This is a genomic window from Paenibacillus sp. plas6, from assembly GCF_057221655.1.
The window spans coordinates 3407609-3429490 of the sequence record NZ_CM170151.1 but is presented as its reverse complement, the minus strand read 5'-3'; the positions used below and the strand labels follow the sequence as shown (position 1 = coordinate 3429490).

Genomic DNA, 21882 nt, shown 5'->3' with positions numbered 1-21882 from the left:
GAGCGTGATGCGCTCCCTTTTGCTTTATTTCCCATGAACGATTTGCTTTAAATATTGAATTTGATAAGCCAAATTTTGCTCCGTTGATCGAGCGAGACTAAAGTCTTCGATGCTTAGCCATTCGTCATATCCAATTGCTTTCAAGTCCTCAATCACCTTCTGCCATACAACGATGCCTTCATCAATTGTTCTCCATTGAACTTCCCAGGATGAATGTTGCTTATTATATTGGTAAGCAGCATTTTTTACATGGACATGAGCTAAATACGGACCTAATATTTCTAAGCCCATACGATAAGTTTCATACCCTTCATGCACCATATTGCCTGGATCATAAATAATTCCGATATGCTGAGGGTCAAAGCCTTCAACAAGTCTGCGTGCCGCAGAAGCACTGCATGCAATATTTCCGTGATGCGTTTCGATTGCACCTTTAATACCATATTGCTTACTCAATTTCTCTACTTTAGCTAAATAATCTCTACCCGCTTCAAGCGTCTGCCAATATGAATTGTCACTGCGGTAACTTGGCGCTGGAATTCTTATCGATGGAGCGCCGAGGATAACAGCAGCTTTCATTGCTTGTTCTGTAGCTGCTAAATCTCCCTCAGGGATATAAGCAGCTAAATTGGGAATAGTTAAGCCATGCTCTTTCATTAATTGTGCTACAGCTTTAAGCTCTTCTTCGGTACTATCTGCCGCTATCGTAGAATAATTGTTTCCCCAGAAAGAAGGAACTTCATGCTGTCGTGCAGGATCATTATTGGTAAAACGCCATTCAACACCATCGTAGCCTTCCTGCTGCAATAGCTTGACTGTTTGCTCTGGCGTACAATCAGGCATCATTACGGTAAAAACAGAATATTTCATTGCTATCATCTCCTTTATACTCGAAGCATAGCAAATAAAAAATATAATCGCTTTTCTAATATTGTTCATATTTAAAGAAACATTGATTATAATTGACCTTATAGCTTTAGCATTTAGTTAGGAGGATGGTCGATGTCCATTCAACGTAAATTAATTACAGATCAAGATTTTCAAACAGCAGTAGAACAGGAAAGTCAGGTTCGCGTTTTTTTAAACAATCAAATCGTAGAGAATCGTGCAATCATCGTTCGCTTTGACGAGCATACAGTCATTACGCAAAGTAATGTAAGTGATGTAATGTATCACAATCGTGATGAAGGAGAATTTTTTCTTTTAAAAAAATAATGAAGACCGAGAACTGACTCGCTCTTCATAACGAATTATCAATTGATATTTCACAGCCTAAATGTAATGAATCCAGACCGAGCAGCAGACTGCGCACAAGCGCAAGCCGCTGCTTTTCATCTTGCACTAAGTAAACATCAATTAAGATTGATCAGTTATAATCAACGGACCGTCTGCTGTAATTGCAATGGTATGCTCATATTGAGCGGAAAGACTGCCATCAACTGTTCTTGCAGTCCAACCATCTGCATCGACTTTAGCGTGATATTTTCCTACATTTAGCATCGGTTCAATTGTAATAACCATGCCTTCTTTCAATCGAGTACCGCGACCAGCTGGTCCATAGTGAGGAACTTGCGGCTCTTCATGCATTTTCGTACCGATACCATGACCTACAAAATCACGTACAACCGAGAAGCCTTCTGCTTCAGCAAACTTTTGAATAGCGCTTGCTACATCACCTAAACGGTTTCCAACAACTGCTTGTTCAATTCCTCTGTATAACGATTCCTTCGTTACGTCAAGCAGCTTTTGTGCAGTTGGCGAAATATTACCTACAGCATAGCTCCATGCGGAATCGGCTAACCAACCATCTAAGTTAACAACCATATCAATGGTTACAATATCGCCGTCTTTAAGAACCATTTCTTTACTTGGAAAGCCATGACAAATCACATCATTAACAGAAGCACAAGTTGCAAAAGGATATCCATGATAACCTTTTTGCTCTGGAGTTGCTCCGTGATCGAGAATAAATTTTTCAGCAAACTGATCAATTTCCATTGTTGTAATGCCAGGCTTAATCATTTTTGCAATCTCTTTATGACAAGCTGCTAAAATCTCGCCCGCTTTTTTCATTTTCATAATTTCTTCCATTGTTTTTATAACAATCATTTATATCCCACTTTTCTTTCTAAGATTACATAAAGAACGCGTATTATTTAACTATAGCACAAATCAGTTAATACCTGTATCCCTAATGCGGTGCTAATTGAGTTTAAGCTTATGCAATGTTATAGAAATAATGCGTCAGTAATAGATCTTCCCACCATGCTTTTTATTTAAGCGCGATGCTGCAAGTTAAATAAACGAAACCTTTTTATTGCTTTGAACGTTTATTTTTGTAACGGAATTTTTTACGTTGCTTCGTTCTCCAAGTTTGATTCTGGCTTGTTCGTTCGCCATTGTATATTCCGTTTCTTCCTGACAGATCATACTACTATAAAGCACAAAAGGTTGACCACTGCTAGCAATATGAAGCATAATTAAAATAGTATTGTTAAATTTTCGTTATTTTATCGGGTTGCTGATACAACTATTACGTTTTCATTTGATGTTAACTCTACTATCAGTATCAACCTGAATATCTTCATTCTACAGGAGTTATTAGTCGTGAAACGTAAACAGATAGGTCTTTTAGTCGGTACTTTTTTTATTGTAGCATTTATCGCACTAATCATCGCAACAGCGCTTTTCGTACAAAAAGTATTAAAGGAAGAGCAATATAAAGAATCTTATTACGCTAGGCAGTATGGGTTGAATCAACAAGAGGATTTGGCAAATACGCCTGTCAAATTCCCTTCGCAATCCTATACGTCTCAACCTGATACGCCACAGTATAAAGCGATTGAATTAATTAGGGAAATGCATGCCCAAGCTGATTACTTCCTGCTTGGAAGCAAATTTTCTAAATATGCAGAAGGCAGCGATGAAGGCTGGAGCAATATCCTTAAATCAGAGCTGTTAAATACTAATAATTATGAAAAAATTAAGGAAGCTTTAGCAGATGAAGAAGATATTGTTAAAGATATGAACAATATCGTTGCATTAATTGAAATCGCAACATCACAATATGAGCCAAACGCATTACGCTTCATTCATCGCATCCTACATGATCTTGATTTGTATGGATACCCAGAACAGGGCAAATCAGCTTATGATTATTGGGGCGCAACCTATTCAGTAGCATCAAGCAATCCGCTCCAGCTTGAAGAAATTAATGCTTATATTGCGGAAAAGAAAAACAAGTAGAAAAATCCTTCATTGTCATTTCTAAATTAGAAAATGACGATGGAGGATTTTTTAGTTTCCTTTCCTTGCACTGACGATTTTGGCAAGCTGCATGTTCATCTCTTCCACAGTTAGCTTTAAACCGTCTTTAAACCAATGGAGAACTAAGCCGATGATTGCATTAGCATAATAGCTAGCGTGCAGTTGAATGTAGATGTCCTTTTTACTAATGTCATCTAAATTTAGGTTGCGCAGCATAAGAGCTTTAATTGTTTCAAATAATTCATAGTAATACTGCATCGGTGCATTAGGAGAAAAAACGATCGAATAAAACATCTGATACTTTTCAAAATGATTGAATATCTTAATCATTTTAGGGTTAAGCTTAGCAAGATCGAGTTCATTCACCAATCGATAAGGCTCCATATAGGCTTGATCCAAATCAACGGTAATTTCTCGAAAATACTCGGCAAATAAAGCCTCTACATTTTCATAATGCAAATAAAACGTACCGCGATTTACCTCTGCTGCTCGGCAAAGCTCAGAAATTGAAATTTTATCAAGCGGTTTATCTTTTAACAAACGAAGCAAAGCATTGCGCAACGCTTCCTTTGTTTTAACAATTCGCAAATCTGTTTTCATTTTCTTCCCCTTTATTAAACAAAATCTTTATCATTTGTTCAATATTCAACATTATACAAAAAGTTGTCACTTGAAGCTGGATAATATATCCATTATAATAGATATTGAACAGTTGTTCAATAAAATCATGGAGGTTGTGTAACATGAAGCTTAAGGATAAAGTAGCTATCGTAACTGGAGCTGCCTCTGGCATGGGAAAAGCAATTGCAATTTTATATGCTGCTGAGGGAGCAAAGGTTGCTGTGTCTGACATAAACCTTGAAGGAGCAGAAGCAGTAGTTGAAACAATTAAAGCAAACGGCGGGGAAGCATTTGCAATTAAAACGAACGTTGCTGACGATTCAGATCTAAATGCTTTATTTGCTCAAACGTTGACACAGTATGGTAAGCTAGATATTCTTGTAAACAACGCTGGTATTATGGATGGCATGGAGCCAGTTGGTGAGCTATCCGATGAACGTTGGGACAAGGTATTCGCTGTAAATACAACTTCTGTAATGAAATCTATGCGTAAAGCAGTCAACATCTTCCTAGAACAAGGACATGGTGTTATCGTTAACAATATTTCTATAGGCGGCTTATATGGAGCTCGTGCAGGTGCCGCATACGCTGCTTCTAAACATGCAGTTGTTGGTCTGACTAAAAATACAGCATTTATGTATGCTGATAAAAATATCCGTTGTAACGGTATCGCACCTGGTGCTGTTATTACTAACATTGCATCAACAATGACTAACGTTAGTGAAACAGGCGCAAAACGTCAAGCACTTGGTCTAGCAATTAATCCTCGTGCTGGTCAACCAGAAGAAATCGCTACACTTGCTCTATTCTTAGCTTCTGATGATGCAAGCTTTGTAAATGGACAAGTCATTGCTGCTGATGGCGGTTGGACAGCTTACTAATCATTAGCTCATCCAATTGTTCTTAATTTACTTAATCATTTGAACGATAAAAAGCCGTTTTCAGGTCAGGGCACTGATCTAAAAACGGCTTTTTGCTGCTCCAGTCCTATCGTAAAAAATTACGCTAATCTATCTTAGTTTTCTAGAAAATAAGGTTTGCTCGAATAAACGATTGCTCCGTCAACAATCGTCAGCTCAACAAATGGAAGCTCATGAAACTGATCAACTAATATTAGATCAGCTTTTTTCCCAAGGTCTATCGATCCCACTTGCTCAGCAATTCCTACTGCTTTTGCAGGATTCAAGCTCGCCAGCTTCACAGCCTCATGAAGCTCCAATCCATTGCGATGCAGCTTAAAAATCGCTTGCAGCATAGAGGCAGGATAATAATCTGAGCATAGAATATTAGCGCCAGCATGCAGGATTGCATCCTCAGCACGCAAATTATGATCATGTGAAGCTCCCCGCACAACATTAGGCGCTCCTACACAAACATGCATTCCTTGCTTCACTGCATATTGTGCAACCTCAAGCGTAATCGGAAATTCACTAACATTAACCCCGCTTTGGAGCGCTTCATCAATCTTATTTTTCGTATCATCATCATGTGAAGCTACAGCTATTCCTTTACTTCTTGCCTGCCAAGCGAGCTGCTTTAGCTTGTCCCAATCGACCGCTTTTCTTCGCACAAGCAAGTCATCGATAATCTGCTGAACCTCCGCAGCAGTAACCCCTTGGTTTTTCATAACATACTTCTCAAAAGAGCCCGGTTTGCGATATTGCCCCTGACCAGGGGAATGATCCATATACGACATATAATGAATCTTTTCCTGCTCAATATACCGTTCCAGCATCGGCAGTGCATCAATATAGCTGACTTCGTACCGTAAATGAATTAAATTACGTACAATGCTGCGCTGTAAATTATAACGATGAATAATATCAATACATTGATCGACTAATTCATAGCCGCGTAAACTTAATCCTACACCAAGCGAAAAGGAATGATACATCGTTGTTATACCGTTCAGCGGCAACTTTCGCTCAAACTCAAGCAAAGACATTTCCAGCGGAAACAATGTGTTTGGGCGAGGTTGGATTTCTTTTTCAATCGCATCACAGTGAATATCAATTAACCCTGGCAAAATGGTTTTGTTAGCAGCATCTATTATCGTTACTTGGTCCGCGCTATGTAATCCGTACGTCCCCATAATTTCCTGTATATTTAATTCAGCAGCTTGCTCTAAAGCAATGATTTGCTTAATTTTGTCATTATGAATAATAACATTGGCCTTCAAGCTGCGGTCTTCCATAACGACATTGCCTGAAGTTAGAATGAGTACCGAATTTGATTTAGCCGAATCATTTCTGTAACTGTTATTAAAATTAACCAATAGTTATTTCCTCCTCCAGTTAATATAGTAGGTATCTCATAGTTTAGAGCACTCCCGATTAATTGTCACTTAGTCTATCGAATTGCTTGACCACAATTTGGACAATAGCGATAAGTCGTATTCGCCACATTTTGTCCGCAGCTAGGACAAAAATTAATTTCGGTGCTAGGCGAATGCTTAGGCAATACAGTTGTATTGGAATGATGGCGATTGTCATCCTCACTGTCGCCATATCGCACTTTTCTCGCTCTGCCAAACTTTTGCTCAAAAGGATCTGGCTCATCTTCAGTAATATCATAAAGAGACATTCGATTTTCTCCCGTTGCATTAGAAAAATGATAAATCGCTTGAACAATGGCAATAACGACAAAAACAATTCCAAACAGTACAAAAAAACCAGGAGCCCCCATGCTTGCTGCACCTATCGTCCAAATGACACCAAATATTCCAACAGCAATACTGCCTACACCGCCCATCATTGACGGTCCTCGTCCAGGCTTTATACTTTTCATCAGTATCCCTCCATCTCGTTTCAACATATTCCGTCTACTTTTCCAATAATACGCAAATGTTCTAATTGTGTTTCTGCCACACGATAGAAAAAAACGTGCTGAATGAATTCAGCACGTAATCTTAGATGTTCGTCACATGATAAATTAAGCATAAATCCAGCTTAATAATTGGTAATGATAACCTCTTTGCCTGTTCGCTTATTCGCATTACTATTAATCATTCTTTTTACATCTAGTGACTGGATATGATACCCGCTATATAGCTCGTGCACAAGCGGAACATCATTATTCGAAAGCATAACTTTTGCTCCAAGACGATCAAGCTTAGCAAACAGAGCCGCAAGCCGTTTATGATCTGCCAGCTGAAATCCATCCTTCGTATAATCTGTAAAATCCGCGGTCTCACTTACAGGCAAATATGGACTGTCAAAATATACAAAATCGCCTGCTTCTACATCTTTGCACACTTCTTCAAAATCCATACAAGTTATCGTAACATCATTATTTTGTAAATATGCACCAATGGCGGTAATATTATCAGGGTCAATAGATTTACCTGTCACCTTGTTATTGTAAGGAACATTAAACAGACCTTTGCCATTTACACGATATAAACCATTAAAGCAATGCTTATTTATCCAAATCATTAATGCTGCACATTCTGTGTCAAGCTCGCGAGCAGAAATCTTTTTATTATACTTTTCACGCATAGACAAATAAAATTCTTTATCACAAGGAACGCTGTCATATTCTGTTACGAGCTTAATCAATAAATCTGGCGCATTTTTTAACTGCTTATATAAATTAACTAGCTGTTCGTTTATATCATTAATAACTGCTTTCTTTGGACTAAGACTAAGGAACACCGCTCCACCGCCAATAAACGGTTCATAATACGTGTTATAGCTTTCAGGCATTTTTGCTTTTATATGTTCTAACAGCTGTGTTTTCCCTCCTGCCCATTTAAGAACAGGAGTCATTCTTTTTTCAGTCACGTTCGTTACCTCTGTTATATATTATTCAATTCGATATATGAATGTTGTAAGCTATACGATTTCTCATTAAATTACAACCTTCATTGTATCATAGCCCCTAAAAGGCAGCAATGAATGCACAGCTTCTCAAAACATCACGAACAAACAAGCAAATCAATCATTAGAAATGGGAAGGCTTTGGAAGCATTTCAGCTTGAAAGGCTTAAATAGCTGGATGATTAAATCTTTCTAATGGATCAAAATCATACCAAAGTTTACCATGTTAAGGAAACTTCCCACCTGTTTCAAAAAAATAAGGAAGGCAATAACCTAGTCCTTCCCTATCAAAGGTCATATATTTTTATTGTTTGAAAACCTCCGCTGACGCAAAGCCTCATACAGCAGCACCGTTGTAGCCATTGCAACATTTAACGACTCGCTTTGACCTGCCATTGGAATAATCATGGTTTGATTGACGAGTGCTTCTACTTCTCTAGATAATCCATCGCTCTCGCTGCCCATCACAAGCCAGGAACCCTGCTTCCAGTTATAATCATAACAGTTTTGTGTAGCCTGTAAGCTTGTGCCTACAATATGTATTCCTTGTGCCTTAGCACGATCAATATAGCTTGTCAGTTCCCCTTCCACTATCGGCAAATGAAAGAGGGAGCCCATCGTGGAACGTACAGTTTTGGGATTATATAAGTCAACACAGCCTTTGCCAAGAATAATGCCATCGACACCAACAGCATCGGCACTTCTAATAATAGTTCCGACATTGCCAGGATCGCGCACGCCATCCAGTACAACGACGAGACCGTCCTTTTTAAACAGATTACCTTCATCATACTTAAACTTAGCAAGTACAGCAAACACAGGAGGCGGCGATGTTGTACCTGTACATTTTCCCATCACGTTAGCGGTTGCCTTAAACCACTCCGTATTTCCTGAAACATCACTTTGCAGCTCAGCAATTTCTTGAGGTAAGCCACGCTCTGCATCATAGATAATTGCCTCAATTTGTGCCTTTGCGTAAATGGCCTCCTTAAGTAAGTGAATACCTTCTATTATAAATAATCGCAAACGATCACGATGTTTTTTTTCTTGCAGTGATGCCCATAACTTAACTCGCTCATTTTGCACAGAGGACAACAGCATATGCTCTTTACTCATGAATCACAGACCTTCCTACATCATTCAATATATGAAATTGTTCATTATGTTGAATGATACCTTATTGTTTAGGGTACAGTAAAGCTGTTACAACAAATAAATACTACATAGGAGGTAAAATCAAATGCACAATTTAGATCTTCGCCAAGCGATTATTCACCGTATACAAAATAATAGCAAAAATGAGCTTCATGAAACAATTACCGATTCCTGTGATGCTGATGAACGCGCATTGCCTGGCTTAGGTGTGTTATTTGAAATTATATGGAAGGAATCTAATGAGGATCAACAAGCTGAAATGATTGACAGACTGTACGCACATTTGAATGAGTCAGAGCAAGCCTCAAATGCATCACCATCCTTCTAAACAAGGAAACGAGACTACTCAGTAACTGTCTTATTACGACAAGCTGATTAGTCTCGTTTTTTTATTCTAGATATTCGTCTATTTTTCATAATCTTCTGGCTAAACCTATAACCTTATTTCCTCCCTGCATATAATAGTATAAATATTTAACTCATTTACAGTGATATGTAGCTGCGCATTTGAAACCATCTATGAAAGGAAGCTGATCATGTCACAAGCGAATATTCCGAATATCACTCCTTCGATAACTCTTACAAGGGATGATGTAATAAATCTCTTACTATCTTCTATTGCCATGGAAGAACTTGGCATGAGTCATATCTTAAATGCCGAAGGAGAAAAATTACAGGATGTGCTTGGAACATTGCCTGGGGCAACGGGAATACAGCCAACAATTAATGACTTGCTTGAAATTAATTCAAGTGTACGTTCCGTGTTAGACAGTAGAGTGAGAAATCAAATGCTCCTGCATTCAAAAGTTGAAAATATAGTAAATACTCCAACCATGGTCGGACCGACTGGTGCTACAGGACCAACTGGACCAACAGGTGCCACTGGTGCGACGGGAGTTGGATTAGAAGGCGTAGTTACCTATAACGCAGCAATTGCACCAACTTATCCTGTAGGTCAAATTGTTACGTTTAATGGAAGCACGTATATGGTTAACAGCGCACCTCCAGCAGGTTTTCCTGATACATCAGCAGATTACACCTTAATCGCCGCAAGAGGGGCAACAGGAGATACAGGGGCTACTGGTGCTACTGGTCCGACTGGGCCAACTGGCGCTACAGGAGCGACTGGTGCTACTGGTCCGACTGGGCCAACTGGCGCTACTGGTCCGACTGGTACAAACACAACAGAAACCTCCGCCTTTGCCCAAAATACAAACGGTTCAATAGCTGTTTTATTAGGAAGCGGTCTTGTAACGTTCCCCGATAACCAATTTATTGCTACTGGAATTACAATTAACGGAGCTAATGATACCTTTACTATTAATGTGAGTGGAAACTACTATATTAGCTATCGCATTAATATGGCTGCTTCCTTGCTTACTTCCTCAAGAATACTGTTAAATGGCAACCCTGTCGCATCAACAGCTACGGCTTCCGTAACTACTACAAGCCTAGAAGCACAAACCATTATTCCGATTACAGCAGGTCAAACGATACAACTACAAGTCACTTCTACCCTTTCTGTCGGACTGCAAGCTCCTGGTGCAACAATTACAATTATTAGACTAAGCTAATCGCGCAATTCATTATAAAAGCAAAAAACAAGCTGTCTCCATAGGATGGAGACAGCTTGTTTAAGCTTTAGCTTTATTTTGCATTTTTTTAGCTAACATTATAGCAAAGAGCTGAGGAATCAAATTCAAAATAGTAACTAAAAATAATAATTGATATGGGGTTACTGGCTTGAAATAGACGCCCCAATCTTCGTTCCCTGTCATTTCGCTGACGAAATAAAAAGAAATTATTAACGATAATATATTACCGATAATTGGAACTGATAAATTGCTAAAAAATCTGCCGAGGAAAGCAAGCAGCGAAGTCGCTACAATCATAATTACATACCCAATCATTGAGTTTTTTGTGAAATCATGGTTCACTGAAAAATAAACGAAAGGAAAACAATATAGACAGACTACGAAAATACCAATTACTACTTTTCTCACATTAGTCCTCCCTCTTTACCTCTCATTAAATTATAGGTTGAGTTTGTTGGAAACAAGTAACTTTACTTCATGAGAAACCAGGAGAATCACTCAATTCTCCTGGTTTTATTGGTTTATATACGACCTAGAGGTTTATATACATTCTTATTTTTTAAATAAGCTTTTGGATTCAATCCAAAGTTTAACCTCTTAGCTCTTCAAGTTTTTAACGAGTTACTCGCAGTTAAATCACCTTCCTTTCATAAGGCTCCCGATAGCCTCTAAATTCCAATTATGTAACCCTTTCGATGAATGATGTGCGTGGTATTCTTATGTTGTCTATTGAGTATGACGATTGAAAACAGGAAATGTAACACTTGATCATTAAAATTGAATTAACACTGAAAATTAATATCATTCCTAAAATAGTTATACTTCTTAATAAAGTAACATTTACACTATATGGAATATTTTGACAGAACACCCCTTATCATTTTCAATGAGAAATAGTGGGAAAAAGAAAACATTAAAATTGCAGATTTATTGCATAGAAACTTGCTCACACTGAAAATTATTATGTTGTGTATCATCGCTAATAGTTTCCTAAAGATTCTTTTTTCTCACAGGAATTACATCGGGGGTTGAGATAATGATTTCATTACTCTTATCATTAGTGAAGGATGAAGATGACAAACAGTTTATAACAAACCTATACCTTCAATACTACCCTCTACTAAAAAAACAAGCCTATTCTATTATTAGAGATTATGGGACTGTCGATGATCTCATTCATGACGCTTTTTTAAAGTTGATTCCGAAAACTTCTCTATTACGGTCATTAAATAGTTACAAAGTGACCTCATATATCGTCTATACAGTCAGGCATGTTTGTTTGGATCATTTACGAAAAAAAACACGATACTCACAAAATATTTTTAGCGGATTGTCCGAGGATATCGCTAATCTAATTCCTGATGAACAAGCTGCTACCGAAGAAAAAATTATCAAGCACGAAGAACTTAAAGGAATGGAGCAGCTATTGCTCCAATTGTCAGAACGTGATCGAAGTTTGCTATATTACAAGTACAATATGGAAATGAAGGATCGAGAAATTGCAGCACTATTAAATATTCCAGCTAACCATATTCGACAATACATCGCACGAGCTAGACGCCGAGTTTTACTGAAAATGTCACAGGGAGTTGAAGGCAGTGACAAAAAAGAATAAGCCAATGGATGAAGAGCTTCTTCAAGAACAATACGAGGAGAGCATGATCAGATTACTTATGGCTCGATTTGCTGAAATGGAAGGCAAACAATTTCAAGAAGAAAACGAGGAAGTGCGAAAAGATCCATTCTATCTTACTTCTGAGAAAACGAAAAGGAGGTTCATCAAGAAGTTAAATCGTCGATTTACTCTTTTTTATTTAAAAGATGCTTTTGGTAAACTATTACCATCTCGCTTCCCTAAAGCCGTATTTATAATTTTGCTGATTATGATCACATTACTAGTCAGTACATTCACTGTTGAGGCAATAAGAATCAAAGTGTTGAACATGTTCATCAAAGTACAACAAGAGTACACAGAAATTCAATTTGGACAAGATTCTCCATCATTTGCAGATCATTATCTAGTAATCAACTGGGAAAATGCCTATGCGCCTACGAAAATTCCTGAAGGTTATCATATTACAGAAGTAAAGGGACATCAAACCTTAAAAGTAATTGAATACACTAACAACAAAAACACCATTTTGTTCCAACATAACACTGAAAACACTGGAATGAATGTAGATACGGAAAATGCAGATAAGGTTATGTTCATAACGATTCAGAAACACCAAGGACTTGTTGTAGAGAAAAATGATATGATAACGCTCATATGGCATACAGACAACAACCAATTTCTCCTATTAGGAGCAGCAGCGATTTTAGATGAACTTATCGAAATGGCAGAAAGTGTGACAATGTTCAAATAATTTATATCCTCTTTAATATCTTTAAATTGTTACAAATCTTAATTGTTACAAATCTTAAATCCGAGCGTTATATAGATATATGAATATAAATTGAAGGGAGAGCTCTTTAGTAAAATATTAATATCCAAAAAAAAGGGTGTCAGTCGTCAGTTTTCACCGACTTTCTGAACACCCATTTTATTTATTTCAATAGTTGATACTCTCGCTTGCCGAGAGGAAGCAGCTCAGGCTGCTCGACAAAGCTTTTCATTGTATAGTGCTTTCCTTCGAGTGCAGCATCGTGTATGCCGTGCATAGCTTCAAGCACATGATAACCTAGCTTTCCACTCGCACGATGCTCTCTGCCTTCAACAATAGCTGCTGCCATTTCTGCAGCACCTAGTCCGCGATTATTATCCTGGTGACCATAAATTAACGGCAGCTTGCTCCATTCCCTCGTTCCTACACGATGAATGCTAATCTCGCCCCCAAAAAGATTCGGGTCTGGTACAACTAATGTTCCATGGCTTCCTTGCACTTCAATGCGCGGCAATGTAGAGTATCCTGGAGTATCGAACGAGGTAATAATTGTACCGATCGCTCCATTATGAAACTCTAATAATCCCGTTACATGTGTCGGAACCTCTACCTTTACCTTTTGCCCAAACTTAGGTTTGCTTGTTATTGTCCGCTCTGGATAAGAAATTTTCGTCGAACCAGTAACGCGCTTAATCGGACCAAGCATAGCAACCATCGCCGTTAAATAATAAGGTCCCATATCGAACATCGGACCACCGCCGATTTGATAATAAAACTCTGGACTAGGATGCCAGCTTTCATGACCGCCACTTAACATAAACGCACTGGCACTAATTGGTGTGCCGATCCATCCATCAGCAATCGCCTTTGCAGCAGTTTGAATTGCTCCGCCAAGGAATGTATCTGGCGCACTGCCTACATATAAGCCCTTCTTTTCTGCAAGAGCAATCACCTGCTGCGCTTCCTCGCGAGTTACAGCAAATGGCTTTTCCACATATACATGCTTGCCTGCTTCTAAAGCTTTTAAGTTAACACTTGCATGGGCTTGTGGAATCGTTAAATTAATAACCATTTGCACATCAGGATCAGCTAGTAACTCATCTACCGACAATCCCTTAATATTATGCGCCTCTGCCCTTTCACGTGCACGCTCTATATCAAGATCGGCTATCGCAATTACTTCCATGCTGTCAAACTTGCTTCCATTTTCTAAGTAAATTCCGCTAATATTACCCGCGCCAATAATGCCAGCCTTAAGTTTACTCATGTCTATTTTCACCCAATCACGTAATATTCTAGGTTAATTGATTATCCTGCATACCTGTATACGCTGCCACTTGCTCTCCGCTTTGTGCTGCTGCAGCTTTACCATCTGCACACCATAAAAAGCCACGTCGCATCATTTCCTGAACCTCTGGAATTTCCATAATATTAGCCTGATGTCCTAGTGAATTATAATAAACTCTGCCTAGTCCCCAGCGCTTCGTCCACGCGACTGGCATATCTACCGCTTTATTGTAACGATGTGGTCCATCCACCGTTGGAAAGCGTGTAGTCGCCAGCACTTCTACTGCTGGATCGACATGTAAATAATATTGTTCTGATTCTACTTCAAAGTTTGGGATCCCTTCTACTAATGGACTCGAGCTATTACACATTTCAACCGTATAACGAACCCCGTCATTGCCAGGATGAGCTACCCATTGACCACCTGTCATAAACTGCCAATCTACATTTTTGCGGAAAGCATCACACATTCCACCATGACATCCTGCCAGCCCAACGCCGCTTTGCACTGCATTAGATACATTGTTTACAAGCTCTTGCTCAATTTCACCCATTGTCCAAACTGGAATGATAAGGTCTAAACTATGCAAATACTCAACATCACGAAAGGCTTCAAGTGTGTTTTGCACGTTTACCTCAAACCCTTCAGCTTCTAGCTGTCTCTTAAATATTGCAGAAACTTGCTCAGGCTGATGTCCATCCCAGCCGCCCCATACAATCAATGCTTTGCGCATATTCATCTTCCTCCAGCTTTTTTAAGTCTCTAACTAAGTTAGCTTACATTTCTTTAATCGCAACCCAGCGCCGCTCCTCGATCGAACGCTCTACTGCCTCTAATACTTCCTGACACTTCACTCCATCTACAAAGTTAGGAATAGGTTGGCGATTGTTAGCAATTGCATCTAACAGTTCAACTACCTCATGTGTAAACGTATGTTCATAGCCAATCGTATGACCTGCCGGCCACCATGCATCCATATAAGCATGAGCAGGATCTGTAGCAAGCACTCTGCGGAATCCTTGCACATCACTTTCGTCATCAGTAAAATACACTTGCAGCTCGTTCATTCGCTCAAAATCAAAGACAATACTTCCCTTACTGCCGTTAATTTCAAAGCGATTTGAGCAACGATGACCGCCTGCATATCTTGTTGCTTCAATGCTGCCTAGCGCACCATTTTCAAATCTAGCCATCATTAACGTTGCATCATCTACCGTAACCTGCCCCATTTGCGTAGAACCTTCGCCCGCTGTTGCACTTAACCCCGTCATATTGGCAGCGATCGGACGTTCTTTAATAAAGGTTTCACTCATGCCAATAACTTCAGCAAATTCACCAACAAGGTAACGCGCTAAATCAATAACATGCGCACCAAGATCACCCCATGATCCAGATCCTGCGATTTCTTTCTGCAATCTCCAGACTAGCGGAAATTTAGGATCAAGTATCCAATCCTGCAAGAACTGACCGCGGAAATGATAAATTTGCCCGATTCTTCCTTCATCAATTAACTTCTTCGCTAGTATAACAGCAGGAGCAAAGCGATAGTTAAAGCCAACCATATGCTTGACTCCTGCTTGCTCTGCTGCTGCTAACATTTCACGGGAGTCAGCAAGCGTTAACGCTAGCGGCTTCTCGCAAAAAATATGTTTACCAGCCTGTGCCGCTGCAATTGCAATCTCTTTATGTACATTACTCGGTGCATTAATATCTATCAGATCAATATCGTCTCGGTTTAATAACTGACGCCAATCAGTTACCGCTTCTTCCCAACCAAATTGCTTGCGAGCACGTTCAAGCTCCTCCGCATTGCGACCACAGATTACCTTCATTTGCGGAACAGCGCTGTTTGGAAAAAACATCGGCAAAACTCGATAAGCATTGCTGTGCGCCTTACCCATAAATTTATAACCAACCATCCCAATACGAATCTGACTCATTGAAAATCCACCTTTCTTAATTACTAAATTGAAGATTGTCGAACAACGAGTGATACTGGAACAATACTGTTTAACTCATTTTGGTAAGCACTATCCAGCAGCATGCAAGCTGCTTTAACTCCCATTTCGTAAAATGAAACCTTGACAGACGATAACTTAGGGGTAACAATTCTCGCAGCATCTGAATCGTCATAGCCGATAATCCGATAATGCTTGCCAGCTTCAAGCTGCAGCTCTGCCAATCCTTCCATCAAGCCAATCGCCATACGATCATTAGCCGCAAATACGCTATCTACCTCACCTTGCTGAATAAGCTCTGCAAGCTGCTTTGCAACGTTACTGCCGCTGCGACGGCTGTAGTTCCCTTCAAATATCCAGTTATTTTTCGGGGATATTTGCTGCTCAAGCAACGCTTTTTGATAGCCGTTATAGCGGTCAATACTATTTGAATACTGTTTAGGCCCGTTCAACATTGCTACTTTTGTACAGCCTTGCTCCAGCAGATGATTAACTGCTAAATAACTGCCATATAAATGATCTCCATCAACATAGCGAAACGGTTTATCGTTATAACGTTGATTGACTAGCACAAAAGGAAACTTATGATCGGTTAGCTCCTGTAATGCCTTTCTTTCATCTTCACTATCCGTTGATCCTAAAATAACGCAGGCATCTATTTTTTTTGAGCGAAATAATTTTGAGTAATCTTTTTGCTGGTCAGGATCTTGAAATACTAAGAGTAAATCCACACTAAACTTGCGTGCTACCTCCGCGATCCCGCTAAGTATTTCTGAGAAGTAATAAGTAGAGAATAAATGAACCTTTGGAACATGGGGCAATACGACGCCAAGATTTCCACTTTTTTGACGAGCAAGCTGTTGCGCTAGCGCATTTAGTTCATAGCCTAGCTGTTCGGCGGCTTTTAGCACCTTTTCACGAGTTTCTTTCTTAATCGGACCGATGTTGTTCATTACACGCGATACGGTTGCCTCTGAAACCCCAGCTAGCTTTGCAACATCTTTTCTGCTCATTCATTCACCTCCGAATCTATAATACGTTGCTAGTATATATTTATTATGTACACGCGTACATTATTTCACGTAATCGCTTTCTTGTCAATTATTATTTGGGCGCATTATAGCGCCCAATCAATTTCTGATAAGCCGTTTTCTCGCAAAAACTGGTTAGTTTTCGAATAAGGACGACTGCCAAAAAAACCTCTACTCGCTGATAGCGGACTTGGGTGCGGAGCCTGCAATACTAAATGCCGTGTTTGATCAATCATCGGCAGCTTTTCTTGCGCATGCCTTCCCCATAAAATAAATACAAGCGGCTGTTCACGCTCATTCAGCACTTCAATTACACGGTCAGTGAAGATTTGCCAGCCTAGTGTACGATGGGAGTTAGGCTCCCCCTGTCTTACTGTAAGTACGCTATTAAGCAATAATACCCCTTGCTTCGCCCACTTTTCTAGACAGCCATGCTTGGGCATAGGAACACCTAAATCATTTGTCAATTCAGTAAACATGTTTCGCAAAGAAGGTGGGAATGGTACACCTTCACGAACAGAAAAACTTAAGCCATGCGCTTGTCCAGGTCCATGATACGGATCTTGACCGAGAATAAGCACCTTTGTATCAGCATAAGGGGTCATATGCAATGCGTTAAAAATATTATGCATATCAGGATATACGACTGCGGTTTGATATTCTTCAATCAACTTTTGGCGAAGCTTTTTATAGTAATCTTTCTCAAATTCCGCATTTAAATAGTTAGCCCAATCATTGTGCAAAATCGCCAATGTACTTTCTCCTCTCAACACCTCTTGCTGCAGCTCTATTTGCTTGAAATCTATTTCATCACTGCAGCTATCTCTCTAGCTATATTTACAGTTCGTATTTACTATGAAACGATCTATTAATAGTTTAGTAGTTAAATAGCAGGTTAGTCAAACGATGTTCTTCTTTCAATTTGTATTCACCATTCACATTTTTAGTTGAAGATGGAGTTTCCTGATTACCGTTATTCATTTTTGCGTAATAGTCATTAATTAATCGATCAAGCTCCTGTGACTTTTTAAGAACAACAGCGCTAATATTACCTTCGTTCACATATAATGCATTTAGTTCTTGTCTGCAGCATTCAATATGTTTCACTATCTTTGACATATGCTCCCTCCTCACTACAAAATAAAAAGCACACGCAGCCCAATGGCTATGTGTGCTTCACATTAGCGAATTTTTCCTTTTTTTTTCATTTTAGCATATTTGATTGTACTTTTCATTAATAAAATAAAAAATCGCTCCTTACGGAGCGACTTCTAAAAACTTCGTTGTTGGATTTTTTTCGATTGCAGTTCGCATTGCATATTCATTTTCAAACAAGGCAACATAGTTGTCTTTTTTATCTTTTACAAGCATCGAATTAATGCGGAACTTACTTGGGTCAACTTTATTATCGTCGACAATCCAGCGAGCAAATTGATAGCTCATACGATGCAGTTGAACATCTACTCCATACTCAGCTTGCATACGATATTGGAACACTTCAAATTGCAGTTGTCCGACAACACCAAGAATAATGTCATTAAAGCTGTTGGAATAAAATACTTGAATCGTACCTTCTTCCGTAAGCTGATCAATCCCTTTTTGGAATTGCTTTTGTTTAAGTGCATTTTTAATGGTCACCTTAGCAAAAATCTCAGGTGAGAAGGTTGGAAGCTCATTGTAAACAATATCTTTGCCCTGCGACAAAGAATCTCCAATACGGAATATACCTGGGTCAAACAGACCGATGATGTCACCCGGGTAAGCAACATCAACAATATCACGATCCTGCGCAAGAAATTGTTGAGGCTGTGCTAGTTTAATCGTTTTGCCATTGCGCACATGTTTTACTGCCATGCCGCGCTCAAAACGTCCTGAGCAAATGCGCAAAAATGCGATACGATCTCGGTGAGCAGGATTCATATTAGCTTGTATTTTAAAGATATACCCGCTAAATAGTTCGCTTGTTGGATCAACTGGTCCTTGCTCACTAACTTTTGCTTCAGGCTTAGGAGCCATTTGTAGGAAGTTTTCAAGAAAAGTTTGCACACCAAAATTATTAACTGCACTACCGAAGAAAATTGGTGTTAATTCTCCAGCTCGAACCTTTTCATAATCGAATGGGTCCCCCGCTACATCCAATAACTCCAAATCTCCAATTAACTGGTCAGTTAAGTAATCGCCAGCCATTTCACGAATAATTGGGTCGTTATAATCTTCAACTTTTCGCACTTCAATGTTGGAATGATCGTCTTTCCCTTGGAATAGCTCCACTTGGTTTTTCATGCGATCATACACACCGCAAAGTTCGCGCCCCGAACCGATCGGCCAGTTCATTGGTACAGAGCGAATGCCTAATACTTGCTCTATTTCTTCCATAAGGTCAAATGGATTTTTACCTTCACGGTCAAGTTTGTTAATAAAGGTGAAAATCGGAATACCACGCTGACGACAAACTTGGAACAGCTTAATCGTTTGCGCCTCGACCCCTTTAGCTACGTCAATCAACATGACAGCGCTATCTGCTGCAGTTAACGTACGATACGTATCCTCTGAGAAGTCTTGGTGACCCGGTGTATCCAAAATATTTACACGATAACCTTTATAATCAAACTGCATAACAGAGGAAGTAACTGAAATTCCACGTTGCTTTTCAATTTCCATCCAGTCTGAGGTTGCATGGCGATTAGCCTTGCGCGCCTTTACTGAACCAGCAAGACGAATGGCTCCCCCGAATAGGAGGAGCTTCTCTGTTAATGTCGTCTTACCAGCATCGGGATGGGCAATAATTGCAAACGTACGTCGCTTATCAACCTCTTGTTTTATTTCTTCACTTAGGCTCATAAATGTTTCCCTTCCACAATTACGATTTATGCCACAACTCGACTTTGCAACAATACATAAGCATTGTCATCAAAGTCGAGTGTTAAACTTCCTTTATTTATTCGAGTATTGATTCAAGTTTAAAACTCGGCTTTCAGGACCAAGAAGATGGAGCGATACTTAGAAAACGAGGAGCGCAGCGTAGATAGAACCTACGTGAGCACCGCAGTTTTCGGTAGAGCTCCATATTCGCCGTCGATGATCTACATAGAAAATACATCGTCATCAAAGTCGAGTTTTTAAACATCCTCTATCTTAGCGAGAGTTTGTAATCCAGATTACATTATCCTCTTCCTGCCCATTTACAGGCCACCAATGGAAGCCGTCTTGCGCTAACATTTCATCCACTTCTTTAGGACCCCATGTACCTGCAGGATAGAATTTCAAATCCTCAGAAGTTTCACGCCAAGCTTCAGCAATTCGGTCAACAAATGACCAAGCATGCTTAACTTCATCCCAGCGTGTAAAGTAAGTAGAATCACCGCGTGCAGCATCATGAATTAGACGCTCATACGCTTCAGGTGTATTAATGCCGATTTGGCAGCTTTGACAGAATTCCATGTTCACAGTTTGCACATCACTGTCAGAACCAGGTTTTTTTGCATTGAGCTTAATATAGATGCCTTCCATTGGATTGACACGAATAACTAGCAAGTTTGGTGCCAAATCATGACGACTGCCAAACAAAATATTTTCAGCAACTGGTTTAAACTCGATAACAACTTCAGTTGTTTTAACTGGAAGACGTTTACCTGTGCGAATATAGAATGGTACGCCTGCCCAACGGAAATTATCAACGAACACTTTAGCTGCAAAGTAAGTTTCAGTTGTTGACGCTGGATCTACGGAATCTTCCTCACGGTAACCAGGAAGCGGCTTGTCTCCAAAGCTTCCAGCAGAATATTGACCACGAATGACGTTAGCGCGCACATCATCACTTGTTGCAAAGCTACGTAATGAACGCATAACTTTCACTTTTTCATCGCGAATATCTTCTCCTAGCAAACGGCTTGGTGGTTCCATCGCGATCATAGCTAACATTTGCAACATATGGTTTTGTCCCATATCGCGTAATGCACCAGATTTATCGTAATAACCGCCGCGCTCTTCAACACCAACTGTTTCAGATAGTGTAATTTGCACATTGGCAATATGTTTATTATTCCAAAGCGGCTCAAAGAATGCATTTGAGAAACGAAGCACTTGAATATTTTGAACCATTTCTTTACCAAGATAGTGGTCAATGCGGTAAATTTCCTCTTCTTTAAACACTTGACTTAGCTGCTCATTAAGCTGCTCAGCAGACTTCAAATCATAGCCGAACGGTTTCTCGATAACAAGACGATGCCATCCTTTATTTTGTAAAAGACCGCCATCACGCATATTAAAAGAAACTGGACCAAATAGAGATGGAGCAAGTGCCAAGTAAAATAGACGGTTGCCAGGAATATTAAATTGCTCTTCAAGCTCATTAGATAGTTTGTTTAATTGTTTAAAGCCTTCCACATCGTTAATATCTAAAGACATGTAAACAAAATGCTTTGCAAAATTGTTCCACATCGTTAAATCTTCGATTTTGTAGCGACAGAATTCATTAATTGAATCGTATAAATCAGAGCGGAATTGCTCATTTGTACGAGCACGACGTGCCAATCCTACAACTGCAAAGTTATCGGATAGCTTGCCTTCCTTGTACAAACTGAATAAAGCTGGAAACAATTTACGGCGTGCCAAGTCACCAGTCGCGCCAAACAAATAATAAATTGCGCCCTCAGGAGCGGCATTGTCAATCATTCTTGTGTAGGTCATGTATCTCATTCTTTCCTTCTATAAATTTTATACTTTATTACATCTAATGTAGTTTAGCACATTCGATACAAAATCG

General features: G+C 39.4%; 23 protein-coding genes. 7 read left to right on the top strand and 16 right to left on the bottom strand.

The annotated features are described in order from the left end of the window. Positions 1–24: 24 nt before the first annotated feature. Positions 25–870 carry a sugar phosphate isomerase/epimerase family protein gene (locus AC2TDL_RS15190; RefSeq protein ID WP_484696918.1) on the bottom strand — a complete coding sequence of 282 codons (846 nt, stop codon included), beginning with the start codon at positions 868–870 and terminating at the stop codon, positions 25–27. A 132-nt stretch (positions 871–1002) separates the two neighbouring features. On the opposite strand from AC2TDL_RS15190, the gene AC2TDL_RS15185 reads away from it, so the two are divergent. Then, positions 1003–1215 carry a hypothetical protein gene (locus AC2TDL_RS15185; protein ID WP_484696917.1) on the top strand — a complete coding sequence of 71 codons (213 nt, stop codon included), beginning with the start codon at positions 1003–1005 and terminating at the stop codon, positions 1213–1215. 141 nt (positions 1216–1356) lie between these two features. Here AC2TDL_RS15185 and map read toward each other — a convergent pair whose 3' ends face one another. Next, positions 1357–2109: a type I methionyl aminopeptidase gene (gene map, locus AC2TDL_RS15180; RefSeq protein WP_484696916.1), complete on the bottom strand. Its 753-nt coding sequence runs from the start codon at positions 2107–2109 to the stop codon at positions 1357–1359. A gap of 498 nt (positions 2110–2607) precedes the next feature. Here map and AC2TDL_RS15175 point away from each other — a divergent pair, with 498 nt between their 5' ends. Continuing rightward, positions 2608–3246, top strand: coding sequence for a hypothetical protein (locus AC2TDL_RS15175; RefSeq protein WP_484696915.1), 639 nt, complete (start codon positions 2608–2610; stop codon positions 3244–3246). 51 nt (positions 3247–3297) lie between these two features. On the opposite strand, the gene AC2TDL_RS15170 is transcribed toward AC2TDL_RS15175, so the two are convergent. Next, positions 3298–3867 carry a TetR/AcrR family transcriptional regulator gene (locus AC2TDL_RS15170; RefSeq protein ID WP_484696914.1) on the bottom strand — a complete coding sequence of 190 codons (570 nt, stop codon included), beginning with the start codon at positions 3865–3867 and terminating at the stop codon, positions 3298–3300. Positions 3868–4010: 143 nt separating this feature from the next. Between AC2TDL_RS15170 and AC2TDL_RS15165 the strand changes: the two genes are divergently transcribed. Next, positions 4011–4769: an SDR family oxidoreductase gene (locus AC2TDL_RS15165; RefSeq protein ID WP_484696913.1), complete on the top strand. Its 759-nt coding sequence runs from the start codon at positions 4011–4013 to the stop codon at positions 4767–4769. Between the two features lie 134 nt (positions 4770–4903). Here the strand turns inward: AC2TDL_RS15165 and AC2TDL_RS15160 are convergent, their stop codons facing one another. From AC2TDL_RS15160 to AC2TDL_RS15145, 4 genes are all read right to left on the bottom strand, one after another. Further along, positions 4904–6163, bottom strand: a complete 1260-nt coding sequence (locus tag AC2TDL_RS15160) for an alpha-D-ribose 1-methylphosphonate 5-triphosphate diphosphatase (RefSeq protein ID WP_484696912.1) — start codon at positions 6161–6163, stop codon at positions 4904–4906. A gap of 74 nt (positions 6164–6237) precedes the next feature. Beyond that, positions 6238–6675, bottom strand: coding sequence for a zinc ribbon domain-containing protein (locus tag AC2TDL_RS15155; RefSeq protein WP_484696911.1), 438 nt, complete (start codon positions 6673–6675; stop codon positions 6238–6240). Positions 6676–6836: 161 nt separating this feature from the next. After that, the gene (locus AC2TDL_RS15150; protein ID WP_484696910.1) at positions 6837–7670 is read right to left on the bottom strand and encodes a DNA adenine methylase; all 834 of its coding nucleotides are present in this window, start codon (positions 7668–7670) and stop codon (positions 6837–6839) included. A gap of 330 nt (positions 7671–8000) precedes the next feature. Next, positions 8001–8822: a TrmH family RNA methyltransferase gene (locus tag AC2TDL_RS15145; protein ID WP_484696909.1), complete on the bottom strand. Its 822-nt coding sequence runs from the start codon at positions 8820–8822 to the stop codon at positions 8001–8003. A 124-nt stretch (positions 8823–8946) separates the two neighbouring features. On the opposite strand from AC2TDL_RS15145, the gene sspI reads away from it, so the two are divergent. Both sspI and AC2TDL_RS15135 read left to right on the top strand, forming a co-directional pair. Beyond that, positions 8947–9189, top strand: coding sequence for a small acid-soluble spore protein SspI (sspI, locus tag AC2TDL_RS15140; protein WP_484696908.1), 243 nt, complete (start codon positions 8947–8949; stop codon positions 9187–9189). Positions 9190–9397: 208 nt separating this feature from the next. Continuing rightward, positions 9398–10435, top strand: a complete 1038-nt coding sequence (locus tag AC2TDL_RS15135) for a BclA C-terminal domain-containing protein (RefSeq protein WP_484696907.1) — start codon at positions 9398–9400, stop codon at positions 10433–10435. A 60-nt stretch (positions 10436–10495) separates the two neighbouring features. On the opposite strand, the gene AC2TDL_RS15130 is transcribed toward AC2TDL_RS15135, so the two are convergent. After that, on the bottom strand, positions 10496–10864 hold the full coding sequence (locus tag AC2TDL_RS15130; protein ID WP_484696906.1) for a hypothetical protein: 369 nt from the start codon (positions 10862–10864) through the stop codon (positions 10496–10498). A 628-nt stretch (positions 10865–11492) separates the two neighbouring features. Here AC2TDL_RS15130 and AC2TDL_RS15125 point away from each other — a divergent pair. Together AC2TDL_RS15125 and AC2TDL_RS15120 are read left to right on the top strand one after the other, a co-directional pair. Then, positions 11493–12071, top strand: coding sequence for an RNA polymerase sigma factor (locus AC2TDL_RS15125; protein WP_484696905.1), 579 nt, complete (start codon positions 11493–11495; stop codon positions 12069–12071). Then, entirely contained in the window at positions 12055–12822 is a 768-nt protein-coding gene (locus AC2TDL_RS15120; protein ID WP_484696904.1) for a DUF4367 domain-containing protein, read from the top strand. The genes AC2TDL_RS15125 and AC2TDL_RS15120 overlap by 17 nt, the downstream gene beginning before the upstream one ends. Positions 12823–13003: 181 nt before the next feature. Here AC2TDL_RS15120 and AC2TDL_RS15115 read toward each other — a convergent pair whose 3' ends face one another. The 8 genes from AC2TDL_RS15115 to zwf form a co-directional block, all read right to left on the bottom strand. Next, on the bottom strand, positions 13004–14107 hold the full coding sequence (locus AC2TDL_RS15115) for a Gfo/Idh/MocA family protein (protein ID WP_484696903.1): 1104 nt from the start codon (positions 14105–14107) through the stop codon (positions 13004–13006). A 28-nt stretch (positions 14108–14135) separates the two neighbouring features. Then, a complete protein-coding gene (locus AC2TDL_RS15110; RefSeq protein WP_484696902.1) occupies positions 14136–14861 on the bottom strand; it encodes a ThuA domain-containing protein in 726 nt (241 codons plus the stop codon). Positions 14862–14904: 43 nt separating this feature from the next. After that, the gene (locus AC2TDL_RS15105; protein ID WP_484696901.1) at positions 14905–16068 is read right to left on the bottom strand and encodes a Gfo/Idh/MocA family protein; all 1164 of its coding nucleotides are present in this window, start codon (positions 16066–16068) and stop codon (positions 14905–14907) included. A 23-nt stretch (positions 16069–16091) separates the two neighbouring features. Beyond that, positions 16092–17099, bottom strand: a complete 1008-nt coding sequence (locus AC2TDL_RS15100) for a LacI family DNA-binding transcriptional regulator (RefSeq protein WP_484696900.1) — start codon at positions 17097–17099, stop codon at positions 16092–16094. A 104-nt stretch (positions 17100–17203) separates the two neighbouring features. Beyond that, a complete protein-coding gene (locus tag AC2TDL_RS15095) occupies positions 17204–17869 on the bottom strand; it encodes a uracil-DNA glycosylase (protein ID WP_484696899.1) in 666 nt (221 codons plus the stop codon). A 124-nt stretch (positions 17870–17993) separates the two neighbouring features. Continuing rightward, positions 17994–18236: a Spo0E family sporulation regulatory protein-aspartic acid phosphatase gene (locus AC2TDL_RS15090; RefSeq protein ID WP_484696898.1), complete on the bottom strand. Its 243-nt coding sequence runs from the start codon at positions 18234–18236 to the stop codon at positions 17994–17996. Positions 18237–18374: 138 nt separating this feature from the next. Further along, positions 18375–19958: a peptide chain release factor 3 gene (locus AC2TDL_RS15085; RefSeq protein WP_484696897.1), complete on the bottom strand. Its 1584-nt coding sequence runs from the start codon at positions 19956–19958 to the stop codon at positions 18375–18377. Positions 19959–20252: 294 nt separating this feature from the next. Next, complete coding sequence (gene zwf / locus AC2TDL_RS15080) at positions 20253–21806, bottom strand: glucose-6-phosphate dehydrogenase (protein WP_484696896.1); 1554 nt, start codon at positions 21804–21806, stop codon at positions 20253–20255. Positions 21807–21882 lie beyond the last annotated feature (76 nt).